This window comes from Paracidovorax valerianellae, from assembly GCF_900102625.1.
Lineage (GTDB): Bacteria > Pseudomonadota > Gammaproteobacteria > Burkholderiales > Burkholderiaceae_C > Paracidovorax > Paracidovorax valerianellae.
In genome coordinates this window covers 175,204-196,279 of sequence record NZ_FMZC01000009.1, presented here as the reverse complement: position 1 = coordinate 196,279, position 21,076 = coordinate 175,204, and the positions used below count along the sequence as shown (strand labels likewise).

Annotated in this window: 21 protein-coding genes; 6 read left to right on the top strand and 15 right to left on the bottom strand. The window is 67.0% G+C overall.

All coding sequences use genetic code 11. The features are described from left to right. Positions 1-12 precede the first annotated feature (12 nt). The 6 genes from BLT03_RS15200 to BLT03_RS15180 all read right to left on the bottom strand — a co-directional run bounded on the left by BLT03_RS15200 (position 13) and on the right by BLT03_RS15180 (position 6,905). Positions 13-1,713, bottom strand: coding sequence for a ShlB/FhaC/HecB family hemolysin secretion/activation protein (locus BLT03_RS15200; RefSeq protein ID WP_092744597.1), 1,701 nt, complete (start codon positions 1,711-1,713; stop codon positions 13-15). Positions 1,714-1,723: 10 nt separating this feature from the next. Beyond that, on the bottom strand, positions 1,724-3,673 hold the full coding sequence (locus tag BLT03_RS15195) for a filamentous hemagglutinin N-terminal domain-containing protein (RefSeq protein WP_092744596.1): 1,950 nt from the start codon (positions 3,671-3,673) through the stop codon (positions 1,724-1,726). A 68-nt stretch (positions 3,674-3,741) separates the two neighbouring features. Next, the gene (locus BLT03_RS24505) at positions 3,742-3,885 is read right to left on the bottom strand and encodes a hypothetical protein (protein ID WP_175537770.1); all 144 of its coding nucleotides are present in this window, start codon (positions 3,883-3,885) and stop codon (positions 3,742-3,744) included. Between the two features lie 283 nt (positions 3,886-4,168). Then, positions 4,169-5,116 (bottom strand): M48 family metallopeptidase, encoded by a 948-nt coding sequence (locus tag BLT03_RS15190; protein WP_245711411.1) that lies wholly within the window; start codon positions 5,114-5,116, stop codon positions 4,169-4,171. 59 nt (positions 5,117-5,175) lie between these two features. Beyond that, entirely contained in the window at positions 5,176-6,087 is a 912-nt protein-coding gene (locus BLT03_RS15185; RefSeq protein ID WP_092744595.1) for a DMT family transporter, read from the bottom strand. A 140-nt stretch (positions 6,088-6,227) separates the two neighbouring features. Next, a complete protein-coding gene (locus BLT03_RS15180) occupies positions 6,228-6,905 on the bottom strand; it encodes a helix-turn-helix domain-containing protein (RefSeq protein WP_092744594.1) in 678 nt (225 codons plus the stop codon). 132 nt (positions 6,906-7,037) lie between these two features. On the opposite strand from BLT03_RS15180, the gene BLT03_RS15175 reads away from it, so the two are divergent. From BLT03_RS15175 to BLT03_RS15160, 4 genes are all read left to right on the top strand, one after another. After that, positions 7,038-8,372 carry an AmpG family muropeptide MFS transporter gene (locus BLT03_RS15175; RefSeq protein ID WP_092744593.1) on the top strand — a complete coding sequence of 445 codons (1,335 nt, stop codon included), beginning with the start codon at positions 7,038-7,040 and terminating at the stop codon, positions 8,370-8,372. A gap of 180 nt (positions 8,373-8,552) precedes the next feature. Continuing rightward, positions 8,553-9,269 carry a response regulator gene (locus BLT03_RS15170; protein ID WP_092744592.1) on the top strand — a complete coding sequence of 239 codons (717 nt, stop codon included), beginning with the start codon at positions 8,553-8,555 and terminating at the stop codon, positions 9,267-9,269. Positions 9,270-9,320: 51 nt separating this feature from the next. Further along, entirely contained in the window at positions 9,321-10,541 is a 1,221-nt protein-coding gene (locus BLT03_RS15165; protein WP_092744622.1) for an ATP-binding protein, read from the top strand. A gap of 539 nt (positions 10,542-11,080) precedes the next feature. After that, positions 11,081-11,596 (top strand): hypothetical protein, encoded by a 516-nt coding sequence (locus BLT03_RS15160; protein WP_092744591.1) that lies wholly within the window; start codon positions 11,081-11,083, stop codon positions 11,594-11,596. Between the two features lie 113 nt (positions 11,597-11,709). On the opposite strand, the gene BLT03_RS15155 is transcribed toward BLT03_RS15160, so the two are convergent. The 9 genes from BLT03_RS15155 to radA all read right to left on the bottom strand — a co-directional run bounded on the left by BLT03_RS15155 (position 11,710) and on the right by radA (position 19,325). Then, the gene (locus BLT03_RS15155) at positions 11,710-12,102 is read right to left on the bottom strand and encodes a hypothetical protein (RefSeq protein WP_245711410.1); all 393 of its coding nucleotides are present in this window, start codon (positions 12,100-12,102) and stop codon (positions 11,710-11,712) included. Continuing rightward, the gene (locus BLT03_RS15150) at positions 12,099-12,989 is read right to left on the bottom strand and encodes a DUF6402 family protein (protein ID WP_092744590.1); all 891 of its coding nucleotides are present in this window, start codon (positions 12,987-12,989) and stop codon (positions 12,099-12,101) included. Before BLT03_RS15150 ends, BLT03_RS15155 begins: the two co-directional genes overlap by 4 nt. A gap of 129 nt (positions 12,990-13,118) precedes the next feature. After that, positions 13,119-14,093, bottom strand: coding sequence for a glycosyltransferase (locus BLT03_RS15145; protein ID WP_092744589.1), 975 nt, complete (start codon positions 14,091-14,093; stop codon positions 13,119-13,121). 20 nt (positions 14,094-14,113) lie between these two features. After that, positions 14,114-15,433 (bottom strand): O-antigen ligase family protein, encoded by a 1,320-nt coding sequence (locus tag BLT03_RS15140; protein WP_245711409.1) that lies wholly within the window; start codon positions 15,431-15,433, stop codon positions 14,114-14,116. Then, on the bottom strand, positions 15,430-16,230 hold the full coding sequence (locus BLT03_RS15135) for a glycosyltransferase family 2 protein (protein WP_092744619.1): 801 nt from the start codon (positions 16,228-16,230) through the stop codon (positions 15,430-15,432). Before BLT03_RS15135 ends, BLT03_RS15140 begins: the two co-directional genes overlap by 4 nt. 3 nt (positions 16,231-16,233) lie before the next feature. Beyond that, positions 16,234-16,440 carry a zinc-finger domain-containing protein gene (locus tag BLT03_RS15130; RefSeq protein WP_092744588.1) on the bottom strand — a complete coding sequence of 69 codons (207 nt, stop codon included), beginning with the start codon at positions 16,438-16,440 and terminating at the stop codon, positions 16,234-16,236. 5 nt (positions 16,441-16,445) lie between these two features. Beyond that, complete coding sequence (locus tag BLT03_RS15125; RefSeq protein WP_092744587.1) at positions 16,446-17,384, bottom strand: branched-chain amino acid transaminase; 939 nt, start codon at positions 17,382-17,384, stop codon at positions 16,446-16,448. A gap of 42 nt (positions 17,385-17,426) precedes the next feature. Then, the gene (locus tag BLT03_RS15120; RefSeq protein ID WP_092744586.1) at positions 17,427-17,864 is read right to left on the bottom strand and encodes a glycerate kinase; all 438 of its coding nucleotides are present in this window, start codon (positions 17,862-17,864) and stop codon (positions 17,427-17,429) included. Positions 17,865-17,945: 81 nt separating this feature from the next. Then, a complete protein-coding gene (gene radA, locus BLT03_RS15115; RefSeq protein WP_092744585.1) occupies positions 17,946-19,325 on the bottom strand; it encodes a DNA repair protein RadA in 1,380 nt (459 codons plus the stop codon). Between the two features lie 264 nt (positions 19,326-19,589). On the opposite strand from radA, the gene BLT03_RS15110 reads away from it, so the two are divergent. Further along, the gene (locus tag BLT03_RS15110) at positions 19,590-19,904 is read left to right on the top strand and encodes a hypothetical protein (protein ID WP_092744584.1); all 315 of its coding nucleotides are present in this window, start codon (positions 19,590-19,592) and stop codon (positions 19,902-19,904) included. A gap of 107 nt (positions 19,905-20,011) precedes the next feature. Then, positions 20,012-20,989, top strand: a complete 978-nt coding sequence (locus tag BLT03_RS15105) for a 2-dehydropantoate 2-reductase (RefSeq protein WP_092744583.1) — start codon at positions 20,012-20,014, stop codon at positions 20,987-20,989. Positions 20,990-21,076: the final 87 nt, after the last annotated feature.

Below are 21,076 nucleotides of genomic sequence, written 5' to 3'. Positions count from 1 at the left end.
TGCCCATCGAATTCAAAATTGGTAAGACGCGCTCACGTTGATGCGCCATCCGCTGTCCGCCACACCCTGGGGCCTGCGAAGCGGCTTGCCCAGAATGGCCTCGAAAAACCCGGTGCGATACGCCATGCGCACCCCGCCCCCCGCGCTGGCCAGCCCGTGGGACCGGCCATCGGACACGGTTCGCACGTGGGCCATATCGAAGAAGGTGTAGGGCTCGTACCGCACCTCGCCGCCGAACAGCGGCGGCGCTTTCTGCCAGGCCCATTCGTTGCGCCAGTAAGCGCCCCGGTCACCGCCCTGCGCGGACTCGGCAAAACCGCGAACGCTGCCGACCCCGCCAGCGAACAGCTGTTCGGACGAATACAACGGATGCCGGCTCCATTGGCCAGCCCCGCGCGAGCGCCAGACCCATGCACCGGGCAGGGGCCGCTCCAGCGATGCCGACAGCTCGGCTTTGGTGAACGCGTATCGGGCAGCGGCCGATGGCAGGTCGGCCGGGTCACGGTTGGCACCCCACCAGGAGAGGCCGTGCGAGACACCCGCATCGGCGGTCCACTGGCCCATGCCGTACTCGGTCTCGAAGCGCTGCAGGCGATTGACACCGGCGCGCAGGACCGTCTGGTCCTGCGGCGACAGGCGCAGGTTGTTGATGGAGCGCTCGGAGTCGCGGCGCGTCAGGGACACGTCGAACGCGGTCTTGCTGGTCTGGTCGCGGTCCAGCAGGTGGTTGACCGACAGCGTGTAGCTCCGGGACCGGCCATACACCAGCGCCGTGTCGCCCACCAGATTCTGGTATTCCGAGATGGAGGCCATGCCCGCTACAGTGGTGTATCCCAGCGGTACCGAGAACGTGCCGTACAGCGCGTTCGTGTCAGCACTGGTGGTCAGGCCCGCATTCAGCGATTCCATCAGGCCCAGCACGTTGCCGTTGTCCACCCCCATCTGGATGCGCATACGGCCCGTCGCGGCCGAGCCCTGGTTGTCCACCGACACGTTGTACCTTGCCCCGTCGCGGGGCTGGTTGACGAACTCCACGATGGAGCCGCCGGGCTGGGTGCCAGGACGGATCTGCACCTGCACGTTGTTGCGCCGCAGGCGGTTCAGCTGATCGACGGCTTGCTCGATGTCGCGCAGGCGCAGCACGTCGCCTTCCTCCATGGGCATCGCCATGGCGATGCCGGGGCCGTCGGCACGCCCCGCTTCGACCGCTGCGCCGTTGTAGAGCAGCTTTTCGATGGTGCCGGGCACGATGGTGATTGCCAGCACGCCCTCATGCAGGCTTTGGTTGCCCACATAGGCGCGCGAGGTGGTGTAGCCCGCGGCGACCAGCGCCCGGTTCATGCGCTCCAGCAGCACGTTGATGTGTGCAACGCCAAGCGACTGGCCGGCGAACGGCGCCGCCACCTCCCGGAAAACGGTCTCCGGCAGCAGGGCGGCGCCCTCCTGACGGATGGTGTGGACCAAAAATGTCGGCCCCGTGGACGGAATGTCGGACAGCGCCCTGGCATCCGGCACCCGGCCGTCCTGGCCGGGCTGATCGAACTGGATGCTGGCGGGCGGAGCCTGCCGCAGCAGATCTTCGCGGAGCTTTTCCTGCTGTTCGCGAATGAGTTGATCGTTGGGATCACGGGGCGCAGGGGGCACTTGCGCATGCCCCATGACAGGGGCGAGCACCAGCACGCAGAGCGTGCCGCTCAGGCGGGAAAACTTCATGCGTCGCCCCCTACCAGAAAAGACCGAGATGGTTTTCCAGGCGAACCGGATCGCGGTGCGGCGGACGGACGACTTCGATCGCGCCCTCCACCCCTTCCGATGCCGTGAACACCCCGCCTTCTTGCCGCGCAGCGCCCTGAAGCACCATGCGGCCCTGCTGCACGGTGAAGCTTCCGCCCTGATCGGTGGCATACACCTGAGCCCAGGTATCACCCAGCACGGCCTTCAGCCCGCGGTCGCGCGAGATGACCGTATGCACCGGGCGTGCGCGTGCCGTGATGACAGGCGCTTGCAGAACCATTCCCCGTCCACCGAAGACCTGCCCTGCGTCGTTGAGAATCTGCCCGCCCGCGCGGACGTTGAGCGTGTCGGCCGCCATGATCTGGCCGCCCACGAGCGACTCGGAAGAAGAGGCCGTGCGCTTGCAGATGAAAAGAAAGCAACTTTGGCGATAGGCGAACTGCCCGATGCTGTGGGCCTGAATGGTGACGTCGCCCGTGGCCGCGATATCGACCTTGCCGCCGTTGGAGAACAGGTAGCCGCCCAGGTTGGCGAAGCTGCTGCCGGACACCGCCAGATCGCCCTGCGCCACCCAGTAAGCCTGGTTTGCGGTATCGGCCAGCGTGCCCATGTCTACCTGGTAGCCGCTGCGGCGCTTGAAGAGGCTGCGACTCGTCCAGTCGGTATTGCCGGAGCCCGCCACGTGGAGCGTCTCGTTGCGCACCGCACCTGGTGTTTGCACCGTGAGCGCGCCGTTGGAGACGATGCGTGCATCCACCGAGGACACATCGGCACCGGCGAACAGGCCGACCGCATCGTTGCGGCCGAAGATGAGCGCCGTCTTTGCCGCGCCCACCGGCGTACTGTGCTCGATGGCCCCGCCCGCCCGAAGCAGCACGGCATACCGGCCGTCGCCCTCGTCGGTGGAACGGTTCTGCCCGGAAATCTCACCCCCGATATTGCGCAGTGAGCCCTTGGCCTCCAGGATCGTGTTGGTGCCTGCGGCGACCAGGCTGCTTCGCTCAGGGGTGTTGCGCAACTCCATCTCGTCCGCCTGGACATGGATCTGGCCCTGCGCCTGGATTTGGCCGCCGATCTGTTCGAGCCGGCCGGTGCTCGTCAATTGAAAATCGCCGGCCGACGCCACCAATTGCCCGCCATTGCGCACTCCGGCGCCCTGGTCCGTGACCAGAATTTCGATGCGGCCCGACGTCACTTTGGAATCGGCACTGAGATTCAAAGCCAGCGCCGAAGAAGATGCCTTGCCCGGGGTGTAGTGCACCCACGGGGTCAGGTTATCGACCGGAGAGGCCGCAGTATCGAATTGCGCCAGGGATTCGCCGGCCACGATACGCACCGTTGCCGTAGAGGAAGAGAAACTGTTGGTCACCGCACCCTGGATTCCCACGGTTTTGGCCATCATTTCCAGACGGATCAGATTGCCTGAAACCCCTTGCGAATCGATCAGTAATTGTCCCTGTGTGGTTTTCACATCCACATAGCGTTGGGAATGGCCGGAAGGCTGTGTTTCATCGCGCAGGCTGACGGCACCAGTCGTCAGTGCCACGCTGCCGAAATTGAAGAAACTGCCGCCATTGACGCGAATGCCGTTCTGGTTGGCGAGAATCAAATTCGCGCGCGGGCCGGTGACATCCAAAGGACCTTCGATGTGCGAAGGCGCTGCCGACAGCACTTCCGCCACGATGGTGCGGGCGCGCACCGCATCGTTGGCGAAGGTCAACCCTGCAGCACCGACATCGAAGCGGGAAAAGCCGTTGTAGGACACCCCGTCCTGCGCGGTGCTGGGGGTGACGACCACGCGCCCTCCCGGTCCGGCCTGCACTTGAATGGGCGTGGAAGGATGGGCCACCACCAGCGCTTGCGCATGGGCTCCAACCGGAACTGCTCCTGCGAGCAGGCACGCCAGCGCCGCTCCCTTTGAGCCGAGGGCTCTTTTCATTCTCATATTCCCAACGATTTCAAACCCGCCAGAATTCCCTGCGGGACACCGGCCACCCTTTTTGAAACTCACGCGAAACCGATAACGGCAATCGCGCATTTCTTTTCAAATTGATACAAGCGCAGCATCATATTGACAATATTGACGCCTGTCTTACGGTGTTGTGTTGCTCGCACAGAAGATGAATGGACTTGCCGGGCATTGCGTTTCATGCCAGAAGAATCAGAGCGTTTGCCTGAACACGATGCAGTCGTTGGTGGAGTTAATCGCTTAAGAAGCACTGGCTTCGCTCCAAGAACAAAACGAATGAACTGCACTGACGAACGCGTTAAACATTGGCGTTAAATGTGAGCAGGTCCGCTATCCATTGCCGAAGCGCCACAGGCAATACAACACCGGTCTATCAACCCGGGCCTGGGTAATCGGCGGCGGATTTCCGTTGCGGAAATAAAAAAGGAGCCGTTGCGGCTCCTTTGCAAAAGTCGTCGGGCTCACTCACCCGCGCCGGGACGCCTGATACAGCCCCTGCACCCGCGGCACGTTCTGCTCCAGCTGGCGAATGCGCTCCGGCCCGCTGGGGTGGGTGGACAGGAAGGCGATGCCGCCCTGGCTGCCGGTGGCCTCGCCCATCTTGCGCCACAGGCTGACCGAGGCGTCGGGGTTGTAGCCGGCGCGTGCGGCGAGTTCCAGGCCGACGAGATCGGCCTCGGTTTCGTCGCCCCGGCTGAATTTCAAGGTGATCAGCTGCGTGCCCAGGTTGGCCGCCGCGTTGCCCAGGTCGCCCAGGCCCAGCAACTGGGCGCCGAGCGACAGGCCCACGCTGGTGGCCTGGGTCTTGGCGAGGCGGGCGCGGGCGTGTTCGCGCAGCGCGTGGGCCATTTCGTGGCCCATGATCATGGCGGCTTCGTCGTCGGTGAGTTTGAGCTGGTCAAGGATGCCGGTATAGAAGGCGATCTTGCCGCCCGGCATGCAGAAGGCGTTGATCTGCTTGCTGCCGATCAGGTTGACCTCCCATTGCCACTGGCGGGCGCGGTCGTTCCACTGGGCGGTGAAGGGAATCAGGCGCTGGGCGATGGTGCGCAGGCGCTGCAGTTGCGGGTTGTCGGCGCCGGCCAGCGCGCGCTGCGCCTTGGCCTTGCCCATCATGTCGCTGTACTGCTGGTTGGCGGCGTTTTCGAGCGTCTCGGCCGGCACCAGCTTGCGCATGGTCGATGACGAGCCAACGTCCACCTGCGCCAGCGCGGGGCCTGCGACGGCCGCACCGGCTGCCAGCAGAAAGCCGCGCCGGGCCTTCCACAGGCCGCTCTTGGCGGTGCAGAAGCGGCAGCAGCTGTCTGCGGCGTCCGCCCCGTCGGCATCGAAAGAAACAGAGGAAGAGGAGGAAGAAAAAGCGCTCATGGCGTTTTGCGCGCCACGGGCAGCATCGAAGGGTTCGTTCGGCATGGTGCTGCGCAGTCTAGCCGGGCAGAGACCGCTGCTGTGTAGGCTGCGGCGCCTGGGCATCAGCCTGCCGGGGCCGACACCGGCTGCGCGCGCAGCTCGGCCCAGACCACCAGCAGCAGCCCGCCCAGCACCCCCGCCAGCCCCGCGTACGCCATGGCCGAAGGGGCTTCGCCCACCACGGCGACGGCCAGGGCGAACGCGGTCACCGGCTCGGCCAGTGCGAGCGTGACGGCAGTGGCGCCGCTGACGTGCCGCAGCGCGTGCGTGAACAGCAGGTACGCCACCCCGGTAGCGACGAGCCCCAGGTAGGCCACCACGGCCCAGGTGCCGGGCGATGCGGCCACGGGCCCGGCCAGCCCCGCCGCCACCGGCAGCGACAGCACGGCCGCGCCGCCGAACACCGCCAGATTGACGACGGCCGGCACCGCATGCGCCACGAGCCTCTGGTTGATCAAGGCATAGGCGGCATACGCCAGCCCCGCGAGCAGGCACAGCGCGATGCCGGCCAGCGGCGCCTGCACCTCGGTGCGCCCATCCAGCGCCATGGCCGCGCCGCCCGCCACGCCCAGCAGCGTGCCGGCCCACCACACGGGGGCGGGCAGGCGCCGCTGCAGCACCGTCTGCAGCAGGCCGGCCCAGATGGGGCCGCTGCCGATCGCAATCGCGGTACCCAGCGCGACGCCGCTGGCTTTCACGCCCGCGAAGAAACTCAGGTTGTAGGCCGCAACGCAAAGGCCGGCCAGCAGCACGAGGCCCCAGGGCAACCGGGGCCGTCCGCCACGCCGCAGCGGACCCCACGCCAGCGCAGCGAAAAAGGCGCTGGCGATCAGCAGTCGCAGGGCGCCCACCCAGTAAGGCGAAAGGCCGGCGGGCGCCAGGCTCTGCGCGGTGCCGGTGGTGCCCCAGAGCACGGCGGCGAGCAGCACCATGGCGATGCCCCGGGTGGAATGCGAAACGAGGGTCGTGGTCATGCGGCCATGGTGCCGTGGCGCAAGCGCTGGAATGTCGAGCAACGCTCGAAGTGCATGGGCGCAGGTCTATGCAGCATCTAAGCCAAATCGGCCTCCAGCGCAATAAAATCAACGGTATGTAGCTATTATTTTTATAGCATTCAACATCCGCTGCGCAATGCACGGGCGCTGGTGCCACGGTCGCGGCGCAGGGCATAGGCCAGGGCGCTGCCGCTGGCATAGCCGGTGCGCAGGGCCACGGTGTCCAGCGGAACCCCGTTCGCCAGATCGCGGGCTGCGGCGTCCAGGCGTTCGCCGCGCAGCCAGGCCTGCGGCGTGCGGCCGGTGATCGCCAGCCAGCGGGCGTGAAAGCGCTGGGGGCTCAAGCAGCACAGCGCGGCCATGCGCGCGGTGGGCCAGTCTTCATGCAGGGCGGACCGCACGGCGCGCTCCAGCCGCTCGGGCGCGATAGCGCGGCGGGCCAGCACGCGCGGTGCCTGCAGGATTTGCGCGAGCCGCTGCACGGGGTCGTCGTCCGCCGTGAAGGCGCTGTGCTGGGATGCGATGGCGAAGCGCCGAACGCGGTCCACCCCGGGCTGGTCGGGCGCGTCGATCACGAACATGCGCGCGCCGGGCGGCGCCAGGAAGGCGTGTGCCGTGCCGGCCGGAATGACCATGCCGCAGGCCGTGTCCACGAAGGCGGCGCGGCCCGCCACTTCCAGTTCCATGCGGCCCTGCAGCGCGTAAAGGACCTGCGCATGGTCGTGCGCGTGCGCGGCGTGTTCGCCGCTGTAGCTGCGCACCGAGCAGGTGGGATGAAGAACGGTGGCATGGCCCATGGCGCACCATCGTAGCGGCCTGCATCGGAGTGGCCGAGGCCCGCACCGGCGAACGGCGGAACGCGCCCGGGGGTGGGGTGCGGATAATCCACGCGAGCCCCTTCACCCCCGCCCTCGCCCAGCCCACCTCCGATGCCCCCAGACCACGCCCCCGCCACCGCCCCCCGCCGCAGCTGGCGCGACGCCTGGCTCGTCTATCTCGAACCGGCCAGCCTGCGCATGCTGGCGCTGGGGTTCTCTGCCGGGCTGCCGCTGCTGCTGGTGCTGGGCACGCTGTCGTTCTGGCTGCGCGAAGCGGGCCTGGACCGCACGACCATCGGCTACCTGAGCTGGGTGGGCCTGGCCTATGCCTTCAAGTGGGTGTGGGCCCCGCTGGTGGACCGCATGCCGCTGCCGCTGCTCACGCGCTGGCTGGGGCGCCGGCGCGGCTGGCTGGTGCTGTCGCAGGCGATGGTGATGGCGGGGCTGGCGGGCATGGCGTTCAACGACCCGCGCGTGGCGCTGGAGCCATTGGTCTGGTGCGCGCTGGCCGTGGCGTTCGGCTCGGCCACGCAGGACATCGCGCTGGACGCCTTTCGCATCGAATCGGCCGATGCCGACCACCAGGCCGCGCTGGCCGCCACCTACCAGACGGGTTATCGCCTGGCGATGATCTGGGCGGGCGCGGGCGTGCTGTGGGTGGCCGCGCGCGCCGAAGTTCCCGGCCTGGGCGGCTACCAGCAGGGCGCCTGGCAGGCCGCCTACCTGACGATGGCGGCCTCGATGCTGATCGGCACCGTGACCGTGCTGCTGTCGCGCGAGCCCGTGCCGCGCCCCCTGACGCCCGCGCGCAACCCGGCCGAATGGCTGCGCAGCGCGCTGATCGACCCCTTCGCGGACTTCATCCGGCGCTATCGCTGGCAGGCCGCGCTGATCCTGGCGCTCATCGCCATCTACCGCATCAGCGACGTGGTGATGGGCATCATGGCCAACCCGTTCTACGTGGACATGGGCTACACCAAGGACGAAGTCGCGGCGGTGACCAAGGTGTTCGGCGTGGTGATGACGCTGGCCGGCGCCTTCGTGGGCGGCGTGTTGTCGATGCGCCTGGGCGTGATGCGCGTGCTGATGCTGGGCGCAGTGCTCAGCGCCTGCAGCAACCTGCTGTTCGCGTGGCTGGGCATGCGCGGGCACGACGTCACGGGGCTGGTGCTGGTGATATCGGCCGACAACCTGGCCGGCGGCATTGCGTCGGCGGCGTTCATCGCCTACCTGTCCAGCCTCACGAACGTGCAGTATTCGGCCACGCAGTACGCGCTGTTCAGCTCCATGATGCTGCTGGCGCCCAAGTGGATCGCGGGCTTTTCGGGGCGCTTCGTGGATGCCTTCGGCTACACCGAATTCTTCGTCGGCACGGCGCTGCTGGGGCTGCCCGTGCTGGTGCTGGTGGCGCTGGCGTCGCGGATCGAAACGCCCTCCCACCGCTGATTCCATTGCCCGGAAAGCTATTATTTCAATAGCAACAGAAAACGATGCCCTCTACCCTGCTCACCCTGCCTGCCGACCGCGAGGGCTTGCCGATCACCCCGTTGTTTACCTAACTTTACGGAGACTTCAACGCACCGACGCCCCCCGGCGCGACCATGGAGCCTCCCCAAGGACACCGCCATGAGCTCTCAACTGTTGATGATCGAAGACGACTTCCGCCTCGCCCAGATGGTGGGGGAATACCTCAGCCAGTCCGGCCTGGAAGTCACGCACATGGCCGATGGCAAAAGCGGCATGGCGCGCCTGCAGGGCGGCGACGCCGGCCCGCTGCCCGACCTGGTGATCCTGGACCTGATGCTGCCGGACATGGACGGGCTCGAAGTGTGCCGGCGCATCCGTTCGCTGCAGGGCCCCGCCGCCCAGGTGCCGGTGCTCATGCTCACCGCCAAGGGCGACCCGATGGACCGCATCATCGGGCTGGAACTGGGCGCCGACGACTACCTGCCCAAGCCGTTCGAGCCGCGTGAACTGCTGGCCCGCATCCGCGCCATCCTGCGCCGGCGCACCGACGGCGGCACGCCGGCCGCGCAGGTGCTGCGCTTCGGTTCGCTGGAGATTGACCGCGACGCGCGCACCGTCACCGTCAGCGGGCAACCGGCGGAACTCACCTCCTACCAGTTCGACCTGCTGGTGGCCCTGGCCGAGCGTGCTGGCCGCGTGCTCACGCGCGACCAGATCATGGAAGCCGTGCGCGGCCGCGAACTGGAGGCGTTCGACCGCTCCATCGACGTGCACATGGGCCGCATCCGCGCGGCCATCGAGCAGGACGCGAAGAACCCCCGCCGCATCCTCACCGTGCGCGGCGTGGGCTACGTGTTCGCCAAGCAGCAGGATTGACCCCGCGGGCTCCCACGCTTCGCCGTGGCGCCGCGCATTCAGGAGGCCTTGATGTCTAACCCGTTTTCCCGGCGCCTTTATCTGCGCATCTGGCTGGCCGTCGTGGGCGGCGTGGCGGTGCTCACGCTCGCGGTGGGCTGGGCGTGGCGCATCGCCGCGGACCAGAACTCCCAGACGCCGCCCACGCCGCCGGCCCGCGAGATGGTGCTGATCAATCCGCAGGGCGAGCCCGTGCTGCGCGGGCTGGCCACGCGCATTCCGAACGGGCCGGCCGAAGGGCTGGAGTTTCGCGTGGAGGCTGAAAACGGCGACGTCTTCTCGCTGCAGATGGCGCCGCGCCCCCGGCCGCCAGGGGGCGACCGCCGGGGCGAGGTCGCTTTCTGGACGCGTCCGCCTTTCGGCTTTCTGTGGATGCTGGGGCTCGTGGGCGTGGCGGTGGCGGTGGGCGTGTTTCCCATCATCCGGCGCCTTTTGCAGCGGCTGGTCACCCTGCAGCGCGGCGTGCAGCGCTTCGGCGAAGGCGACCTGTCGGTGCGCGTGGCCGAGCACGGGCACGACGAGGTGGCCGACCTGGCGCGGCAGTTCAACGCCGCGGCAGCGCGCATCGAAACGCTCGTCAAATCCCACAAATCGCTGCTGGCCAATGCCTCGCACGAGCTGCGGTCGCCGCTCACCCGCATCCGCATGGGGCTGGAGCTGATGCAGGGCTCCGCGCCCTCCCCGGCGTTTCGAGACGAAATCCTGCGCAACATCGCCGAGCTGGATCAACTGGTGGACGAAATCCTGCTGGCCAGCCGCCTGGATGCGCGCGAAGCGGACATGGGCACCGTGGAACTCGTGGACCTGCTGGGCCTGGCGGCCGAGGAATGCGTGCGGGTCGATGCCGAGCTGGAGGCCGGTGCCGCGAGCGCCGATGGCCTGGAGGTCCACGGCGTCGCCAAGCTGCTGCGCCGCGCACTGCGCAACCTGCTGGAGAACGCCCGCCGCTACAGCCAGGGCGACATCACGGTGGGCTTGCAGCGCACCGGCACGCATGCCGAAGTGCGCGTGTGCGACCAGGGCCCCGGCGTGCCGCTGGCGCAGCGGGAACGCATCTTCGAGCCCTTCTACCGGCTGCCCGGCGCCAGCGAACGCGCCGGCGGCGTGGGCCTGGGGCTGGCGCTGGTGCGCTCCATTGCCGAACGCTCGGGCGGCACCGTGCGGTGCGAGGACCGGCCGGATGGCGAAAGCGGCGCGTGCTTCGTGTTGACCTTGCCATTGGCGCAGGGCTGACGGTTGGGGCGGGAACCAAGGCAAAGCTGTTCACGGGTGGGGAGCCGACACAAGGCCTGAATGCGACTGTTTCGCATCGAAACATCTGTTTCGTGCGATCTGCCAATCCATTTGACCGCCTGGGTGGCCGCGCCAGGGCGTTTCCTTTAAGCTGCGTTCCGCTCGATGGAATTCTGTTGGGCATCCAAAAGTGCGGGGGCGTCAGGCCGAACCGCATCGGGAGGTCTTCCAATGAACGCAGCACAACACCCCAGTCTCCGGCGAAAGCCGCTCCGCTCACCAGGCAGCAGCCCGGACCCCGCCAGCCCCACGGGATGAGGTCGTCCCGACGGGCAACGCCTCACGCGGCTGGAACCGCCCTTTCATCGACAGCGTGACCGGGCGTGCGGGCGCAGCGCGCAATGCCCGGCCCTCAGCGGTGGGCAAAGAGCGCCCCTGGCGATCCACCGCTCACTACGCCAGTCCTGAAGGCCCACCGAAGCCCGCCCACGGCTTCGCGCCATCGCCACCTTCTTTTCCCCGATCCACTGAGTTTCACCATGGCAGTCAAAGACATCCGGGTCATCCACACCCTGGGCCCCGCCGGCACGAACTGCGAAGCGGCCGCCCACGAATGGTTCCGGCGCAATGGCCGCAAGGGCACGGTGCACCTGCACCCCACCTTCGAGATCGCCGCCGAGGCCTTGAACGACGACCCGGCCATCGCGGTGCTGGGGTGCGTGGCCTACCCCGATCTGCACAACCTCGTGTTTTCCAACCTGAACCGGTTCCAGATGGTGGACGTGTTCGTGATGCCCACCTTCAACATGATCCTGGCATCGCGCACGGGCGACGTGCCGAAAACCATTTCGACCCACCCGGCACCGCAACAGCTGGCCCCCCAGGGTGCGCGGCTGTCGTTCGTGAACAGCAACGCACAGGCGGCCGTGGATTGCCGGCATGGCCGCACCGAAGGCTGCATCACCACGGCCAAGGCTGCCCACTCGCTCGGGCTGAAGATGATTCAGGACTTCGGCCCGGTGCCGATGGGCTTCACGATCCACGCGGCGGTGTGAGGCTGGCCAGCGACATCGCATAGATGCGGCCTGACTTTTATGCTGGCCCCGATCACCGGTTGAAATAGCGAGAGATGAGTTGTCGACCGCCTAGCGTCCACGTGCCATAGCGCCTATCGCGGGCAAGGGGCGCCACATTCAGGAGGAATATTTTCAAAGACGATGTCCATTCCAACCGCTACGGTTGACGATGAATCCATGTACCACCGTGCGTCTCCATTCAGCCATAGATCAACCACTCCACTCTCACCCAAAAGAATTTCGGGCTCTACGCGATAGAGACGCACGAAAGAGGGAATTTTCAGGTCATGGTGAAGAATGCGCTGGAGAAGCGAGGCGTCGTAGTAATCCACTCGGTACACATGGCGAGGACTGAAATCGCTTCCCTTAAATGCAGGCCTGGAAAGCAACCAGCCTGCTCCGGCCAAGCAGGCACAAAGCAGCGTCCAGAAAAAAATCCGTTTTGGCTGGCCCCTGATTTGATGACCACTGATGAGCGATTTCATTGAAGGTCAAACCTCAAAGGGAATGCAAGGCGGACGCGGTGGACATCGGAAAGCACCATGAAATCCCCACCTCTACCTTGCAGAGCACTCCAACGCCGGAAATCGTTGTTCTGCACTTCGTATTTCGTCGCTGCGACATCGGCTGAGTCCGTATGCACCCATTGATCTGAAATCGGTATATCTCTGCGAAGTTGGAAATGGCGCTCCACTCCCGTGGTCCCCCAAAACCCTAAAGGTTGGGACATCAAGGGGATGCCGTCGTTGAAGTCATAGGAATCTCGTAGATAGAAAGCCAGTTCATCGATATCTACAGTGATAGAGCCGTTGCTTCCCGTTGAAACGAACCCAGACGCTGCCACTTTTAATTGAGCTTCGCCCATCGCCCCGTAGAAATCATCCATAGGGTCACTCAGTTTCCCGAACGTCAAATAGTTCACTTGGCAAGTGGCATCCAGCACCTTCGCAGACTGATTGAAATCGCCAAATCTCCACAGCTTCAGCGTTTTTCCAAAGGTCTGATCTTTGATTTTTTGCCTCAGTTCTTTAATGCCTTTAGCGGTCGCCCATTCGCTTTGCAGTGTGGCCATCGCAGTCTGGACCCGGGCGAACCGAAGGGCCCAGGACATCGTGACAATGCTTTCTTCCAGGTGTACAGAACTGAGTTGATTCAAACGATGCGGAGAGCGGCTTTCTTTCATTTCTGCTGGCATGCGAAAAGCGGCCCCGTTAAACCATCGCTCCATCAAAATCGCCGCGACAGGCCACCCCATGCGCGAGCGCATCACCCCTGGTATATCTTCGAGTTGAAACAGCCGCACCTTCGGCGGTAACTTCTTCTGCAATTGCGCCCGAAGACTGTCTTGATCCACTTTCACCACCCTGTCCATGGATTGCCCTCCCTGATTTTTGAACAGGGATTTTCTAGGGTGAATCCACTCAAGGTTAAGTAATGGCAGATTTATTTGTAACTCGCAGTTCAATCAGAGTGTTATTGGTTCACACGTCCAATGATGCAATCAGTTGCGCCAGGCGAGCGAGCGGGCCTCGCCCTGGATCACCGGGGCCTGGGCGTTGAGGGTTTCGCCCGCCAGCACGCGCTCGTACATGCGCAGGTAGTCGCGCGCCATGCGTTCGGCGCCGAAGTGGCGCACCGCGTGCTCGTGGCAGGCACGGGGGTCGAAGCGGTTGGCGCGCACGGCCTCGGCCAGGGCGCTGGCGTTGTCGGCCAGCACGCCGCATTCGGCCGGCACCAGCTCCGGCAGTGCGCCGTAGGGGGTCGAAAACACCGGGCAGCCGAAGTACAGGCTTTCGATGACGGCCAAGCCGAAGGGCTCATGCCAGCGCACGGGAAAGATGAGCCCGCGCGAGGCGTTGAGCCGCTCGGTCTTCTGCGTGCCGCCCACCATGCCGAAGAAATGGATGCGGCGCGACAGCGTCCAGCGAAAGCCGCGGCGAAAGTTGATGCGGTCGCCGCCCAGCACGTCGAGCTCTACCCCAGCCAGCTTGGCCACGCGGATCGCGCCGCTCACGTTCTTCACGCGCCATGCGGCCTTGCCGAGGAAGTGGTAGTGGTCGCGGGGCTGGGCGAAGTCCACGGCGCCGTAGCTTTCCCACTGCAGGCCGTTGTAGACGAATTCGGTGGAGCCGTAGCGCGCGGCATGGTCGCGCGAGAGGAACACGGTGTTGCGCGGCAGCGGCTTGGGCTTGCGGGCATTGCCGTGCTCGGTGACCAGGTAGGGCATCGCGATCTCGGTGCGGGGGTTGAACTGGAAGTGGGTGATGTCCACGTCGGCCGGGATCTGCGAATCCCACGGCGCATCGGGCCGGATGGGCAGTACGGCGCCGAAATCGCAGGTGGAGCCTTCGGGCACGAGGTAGCTCACGCGGTGGCCCAGGCGCACCAGCATCTGGCCCAGGTCCCAGATGACGCGCTCGGTGCCGCCATAGCCATAGACGGGAATAGGGGAGTTGTTGACGAGCAGCACGTGCATGGCGAAAACCTTCTATTCGGTCAGGCGGGTGGGGCGGAATGGCCCGATACCGCTGCGGGTGCCGCAGAGGCCCTGGCCTGCAGCCGGAGCATCGCCTCCCGCTCGCGGCCCTGCAGGATGGCCAGCACCAGCATGCCCATGAACAGGTAGAACATGGTGCCGCTGTTGTGGCCCAGGAACACCTGCGTGAGGCCGAAGCCGATGTAGCCGATGGGCAGCAGCACGCCCACCAGGCGCAGGCAAAGCACCTGCGGGTCCATGCTGCCGTCTTCCGTCGCCCGGCACACGCGCCGGCGCGTGGGCCAGAACAGGGCCAGCGGCACGGCGTAGAACAGCAGCAGCACCGCCACGCCCGGCAGGCCGCGCTTGGCGAAGATGTCCAGCACCTCGTTGTGCGCGTGGCTGAACTGCAGCACGAACGGATGCGCCAGGCCGGCGGCCACGCGCCGCTGCTTCTCGGCCTCGTAGCCGTAGCGGCCCCAGCCGGTCAGCGGCCGGTCGATGCCCATGGCCCAGGCCAGCTTCCAGTGGGCCAGCCGCTGGCCGACCGAGCTGGCGGCATCGCCCTTGGATTCGTACTGGGTGATTTCCTGGCGCGCCTCGTCCACGCGGTTGCGAACGTCGTGCGCCTTGAGCGCCATGAGGCCCGCCGCGCCCGCCAGAATGAGCGCCACCCCGGCCATGGCCAGCCTGCGCTGGCCGCAGCGGGCCTGCAGCCAAGCGCAGACGGGCAGCGCCAACGGCAGCACGAGCCAGCCCCCGCGCGACTCCGACAGCAGCGAGCCTTCGAAGCCCAGCAAGATGCACACGACCCAGCCGATGCGCTGCCAGGCGGCCCAGCGGCTCCACTGCACCAGCAGCGCGGCCGAGCACATCAGGCCCAGCAGCAGGCTCAGGCCGCCGAACTGGATCGCGTTGGTGTAGCCGTTGGCGCGCAGCAGGTGCAGCACGCCGGTCTGGTAGATGCCGATGAGCCCCGCGCCGCACGCCCCCAGGGCCAGGCCCCACCACAGCCAGACGGCGCGCGGCGGGTAGGCCAGCAGGTAGAACAGGCACGGCAGCGCCAGCAGGTATTTGGAGGGCCGGTCCAGGTTGGACCAGCCGCCCTGGGCCGGATCGAAGTCGAGCGCCCAGACGAAGCCCATGGCCACGATGGAGGCGAAAAGCCACCAGGCCTCGCGCCCCGGGGGCCGGCGCAGCCACACGCCGGCCGTCGCCAGGCTGCACACCAGCAAGACCGCCGCGCCCCATGAATAGCCCGAGCGCAGCCACAGCGCCAGGCCCGGCACCATGAAAGCCGCCACGCCGGACAGGCGCGCAAAAACATCCGAAGGTTTCACCGGCGCACGCTCTCGCTCAGGCGGTCCCGGTCGTACTCGAGCGCTGCATAGCGGAAGAACGCTTCGAGGGCGACGAACAGGCAATACAGAAAACCGGCGCCGCCGCACAGGAACCCCAGCCGCAGCACGTACAGGCGCACGAACATGCTCGTGCCCGAGGCCAGGCCACGCCCGACCCCGCCGCGCTTGCCGGCCGCCGCCCGCTTGGCGGCGCCCAGCATGGCGTACTGGGTGAGCTTTTCGAGGCTGCCGCGCACGGTCTCGCGCGAGTGGTGCAGCAACTGGGCCCGCATGACGTGGCGCGGAACGCCGGGCTCGGTGAGCACGGCTTCCTCATGGACCACGCCCACGTACTCGCGCACCATCTCGCGGCGGAACAGGCGTTCCACGGTCGAGGTGGTGCGCAGGTAGCGCAGCTCGTGGCCGAACGCCACCATGCGCCAGCGGATCTTCCACACCGCCCGCTCGCCCGAGCGCACGATGGCCTGCAGCTCTTCGCGAAAGGCAGGGGTCATCACCTCGTCGGCATCGAGAAAGAAGATGTAGTCGCCCGTGGCGTGCGCCAGCAGGCGGTTGCGCTGCACGGCAAAGCCCTGCCAGTCGGGATAGGCATGCACCTGCGCGCCCAGGCGCTGCGCCACGGCCACGGTGTCGTCCGTGCTGCCGCTGTCCACCACCACGATCTGGTCGGCGAACGATGCGCTCGCCAGGCAGGCTTCGATGCGGTGGCCTTCGTTCAGCGTCAGCACCGCCACCGTGAGCGTGGCCCGTGCCACGCCGCCGCGTTCAGCCGGCATCAATCAGTGGCCGGAACGAACGTGCTCTCCCGCCTTCAGGCGGTACACCGTGCCGCAATAGGGGCACTTGGCCTCGCCCGTGTGGGCGACGTCCAGGTACACCTTGGGGTGCGTGTTCCAGATCTTCATGTCCGCCTTGGGGCTGGGACAGAACACCCCGCCCTGCGGGTTGAGGTCTTTGGCGACCAGTTCGACGATGGCTTGCGACATGTTCTTCAGACCTTGGTGAGCCAGTGGGCGTATTGGGGGTTGCGGCCGTTCACGATGTCGAAGAAGGCGCTCTGGATCTTTTCGGTGATGGGCCCGCGCGAGCCGCTGCCGATGGCGAGGCGGTCGAGTTCGCGGATGGGCGTCACTTCGGCGGCGGTGCCGGTGAAGAAAGCCTCGTCGGCGATGTACACCTCGTCGCGCGTGATGCGCTTTTGCACCAGCTCCAGGCCCAGGTCCTTGCAGATGTGCACGATGGTGTTGCGCGTGATGCCGTTCAGCGCGCCGGCCGACAGGTCGGGCGTGTACACCACGCCGTTCTTGATGATGAACACGTTCTCGCCCGCGCCTTCGGACACGAAGCCGGAGGCATCCAGCAGCAGGGCCTCGTCGTAGCCGTCGTCCAGGGCCTCCATGTTGGCCAGGATCGAGTTGGTGTAGTTGCTCACCGCCTTGGCCTGCGTCATGGTGATGTTGACGTGGTGGCGCGTGTAGCTGCTGGTCTTCACGCGGATGCCGCGCTGCATGCCCTCTTCACCCAGGTAGGCGCCCCAGGCCCAGGCCGCGACCATCAAGTGGATCTGGTTGCCCTTGGGGGACACGCCCAGCTTTTGCGAGCCGATCCAGGTCAGGGGGCGCAGGTAGCACGATTCGAGCTGGTTCTCGCGCACCACGGCCTTCTGGGCCTCGTTCACCTCGTCGCGGGTGAACGGAATGGTCATGCGCAGGATCTTGGCGCTGTTGAACAGGCGCTCGGTGTGCTCCTCGAGGCGAAAGATCGCCGTGCCGTCGGCCGTCTTGTAGGCGCGCACGCCTTCGAAGGCGCCGCAGCCGTAGTGCAGCGTGTGGGTCAGTACATGGATCTTGGCGTCGCGCCAATCGACCATCTGGCCGTCCATCCATATCTTGCCGTCACGGTCGGCCATCGAGGGAGCTACGGGACTCATGGGGTTCCTTTGGAATTGCTGGAAGTCGCAAAACCCGCGATTTTACGAGTCTGCGGGCGTTCCGGCGCCAGCACCCGCCGCTTCGTCGTCCTGCACGGGCCGCACGAGCGCCCATTCCGTCAGCTTGCCGCCCCGGAACTCGCACGTTACGTGCGACCGGGTTCCGTCGGTCCAGCGGTAGCGTTCGGGCTCTTCGCCGTCGGCCGACAGGGGCTCGCCCAGCGAGCGCGTCATGGCCACCACGTGCATGAGGTTGACCCCCTTGCGCAGCTTGGCGTTCAGCATGACGGCGCTGCCCACGTGGCCGATGGGCCGGTCGGCGGCCTTGCGCATGACGTTCATCAGCCGGGTGAAATGCAGCAGCGCCCACATGAACAGGCCGCCGCCCACGGCCAGGACGCCCTGCCAGCCATAAGAGCGGTGTGCGGCGAAGACCAGCACCGCGATGCCCACGGGAATGAAGAGGTTGCGCAGATTCATGGGGCGAGATTGTCCTATGGCGGCCGCCGGGGCCGGGTGTGGATGGTGCGTAGGCGCGGCGGTGCGCCCGGCGGGCGGCCGTCAGCCCATGCCGCGCACCACTTCCATCGCCTCTTCCACCCGCTCCACCGCATGGATGGTGATGCCCTCGATGGGCTTCTTGGGCGCATTGGCCTTGGGCACCACGGCGACGCTGAAGCCCAGCTTGGCGGCTTCCTTCAAGCGCTCCTGCCCGCGCGGCGCGGGGCGCACCTCGCCGGCCAGGCCGACTTCGCCGAAGGCGATGAACCCCTTGGGCAACGGCTTGCCGCGCAGGCTGGAGGTGATGGACAGCATCACCGCCAGATCGGCCGCGGGCTCGCTGATGCGCACGCCGCCCACCGCGTTCACGAACACGTCCTGGTCCATGCAGGCCACGCCGGCGTGGCGGTGCAGCACGGCCAGCAGCATGGCCAGGCGGTCGCGGTCCAGGCCCACCGACAGCCGGCGAGGGCTGGGCCCGCCCTCGTCCACCAGCGCCTGGATCTCCACCAGCATGGGCCGCGTGCCCTCCAGCGTGACCAGCACGCAGCTGCCGGGCACCGGCTCGCTGTGCTGGCTCAGGAAGATGGCGCTCGGGTTGGTCACGCCCTTGAGGCCCTTCTCGGTCATGGCGAACACGCCGATCTCGTTGACCGCGCCGAAGCGGTTCTTGATGGCCCGCACCAGGCGGAACTGGCTGTGCGTGTCGCCTTCGAAGTACAGCACCGTATCGACCATGTGCTCCAGCACGCGCGGGCCGGCGAGCGCGCCTTCCTTCGTCACATGGCCCACGAGGATGATGGTCACGCCCGAGGCCTTGGCCGCCCGCGTGAGGTGCGCCGCGCACTCGCGCACCTGGGCCACCGAGCCCGGCGCACTGGTGAGCTGGTCCGAATACACGGTCTGGATCGAATCGATCACCGCCACGGCGGGCTGGGTGGCATCGATGGTGGCGAGGATCTTTTCCAGCTGGATTTCGGCCAGCACGTTCACCTGGCTATGGTCCAGCCCCAGGCGGCGCGAGCGCAGGGCCACCTGGGCACCGCTTTCCTCGCCCGTCACGTACAGGGTGGGCAGGCCCACGCGCTGCAGCGCATCCAGCGCCTGCAACAGCAGCGTGGACTTGCCGATGCCCGGGTCGCCCCCGATGAGCACCACGCCGCCCTCGACGATGCCGCCTCCCAGCACGCGGTCCAGCTCGTCGATGCCGCTCGGGGTGCGGGCGATGTCGATGGCCTCGATGGCGGCCAGCGGCATCACGGCCTGCGCCTGGGCCAGGCCCGCGTACTGCGGCGCGCTCAGCCGGTTCTTGCCCGGGCCGGCTTCGGCCACGGTTTCGACCAGCGTGTTCCAGGCACCGCAGGCCGGGCATTTGCCCAGCCAGCGCGGGCTGGTGCCGCCGCACTCGGTACAGGTGAAGAGGGTTTTTTCTTTGGCCATGGCAGGATTTCGGGAAAGCAGCGAAAGGCGATGAGACGGGGGATGGGGCGGCGGGCAGGGGCCGTAAAGATCGGCGCGGCAGGCGGGGAAATGCGCTGAACCGTACCGCTGGCAAGGGCCGTGCGGGCGGTGAGACCGGGGCTGCGCCGCCTGAAAGTAAGCAATTGCGATGTCAACACTATCCTACTCCGCAGCGGCAGCGGCCTGCCTAGCATCCTCACTCCAGCGGCAGTCCGCCGCACCCTATCCCAAGGAGATGAAACGATGACCCAAACCACCAAGACTTCCCGCCGCTGGCTGGCCGCCGCCCCCCTGATCGTCGTGTCCGCCCTGGCGCTCACCGCCTGCGACCGCAACAAGCCGGCCGACACCCCCACCAATTCCGCCCCCGCCACCGCGCCGGCGCCAACGACTCCGGCCACCCCCACGCCGAGCGCACCGCCCACCCCCACGCCCGACACCGGCACTTCGTCGTCTTCGTCGTCTTCCTCCTCCGCTCCTGCGGGCGGCGCCGTGTTCGGCGGCAGCACGCCGGCACCGGCCACGGGCGCTTCCGAGCCCGCCAGCGACGCCAAGTGATCGCGCGCTGACCGCGCCCTTGCCTCCCCCGGCGCGCGCCGCGGGGAGCGCTTAACATCCACCGCTTCACGGCCGCACGGCCGGTTCATGCACAGGTGGATGTCTCGATGAAAGCATGTATCTATGGCGCCGGCGCCATCGGCGGCTGGCTTGCCGTGGCGCTGGCGCGCGCTGGCTGCGAGGTCGCCATGGTGGCCCGCGGCGCCACGCTTCAGGCGCTGAACGCGCACGGTCTCCAACTCGTCAAGCCGGATGGCTCCACCCAAGCTGTTTCGGTGCAGGCCCAGGCCGACCCTGCCGCCCTGGGCGTGCAGGACCTGGTGGTGCTGGCCGTCAAGGCCCCCGCGCTGCCCGACGTGGCCACCCGCATTTCCCCGCTGATCGGCCCCGGCACCCTGGTGCTCACCGCCATGAACGGCGTGCCCTGGTGGTTTCTGGACGGTTGCGGCGGCCCCGTGCAGGGTCAGGCGCTGCAGTCGGTCGATTCGTCGGGTGCCATCGCCCGCGCGATTCCGGCCGGCCAGGTGATCGGCGGCGTGGTCCACACCAGTTGCTCGCTCGACGCGCCCGGCGTGGTGCGCCACCACTTCGGCAGCCGGCTCATCCTGGGCGAACCCGGCGGCGCCCCCACGCCGCGGCTGCAGGCGCTGGCCGACATGCTCCAGCGCGGCGGCATCGAGGCCGAGGCGTCGTCCCGCATCCAGCAGGACGTGTGGTTCAAGCTCTGGGGCAACATGACGGTGAACCCCATCAGCGCGCTGACCGGCGCCACCACCGACCGCATCCTGGACGACGACCTGGTGCGCGCCTTCACGTCCGACGTGATGCGCGAGGCCAAGGCCATCGGCGAGCGGCTGGGCCTGCCGATCGACCAGCAGCCCGAAGACCGCCACGCCGTCACCCGCAAACTGGGCGCGTTCAAGACGTCGATGCTGCAGGACGTGGAGGCCGGCAAGCCGCTGGAGATCGACGCCCTCGTGGGCGCGGTGCACGAGCTGGGCCGCCTCACCGCCGTGCCCACACCGCACACCGACGCCCTGCTGGGCCTCGTGCGGCTGATGGCGCGGGTGCGCGGGCTGTACTGATCCACGCACGCCGCCAGAACATCAAAAACCATAGCAGCCTGCCGCCGGATTCATTGCCCTGCAGTGCCGTTTGATGCTGCAACCCTT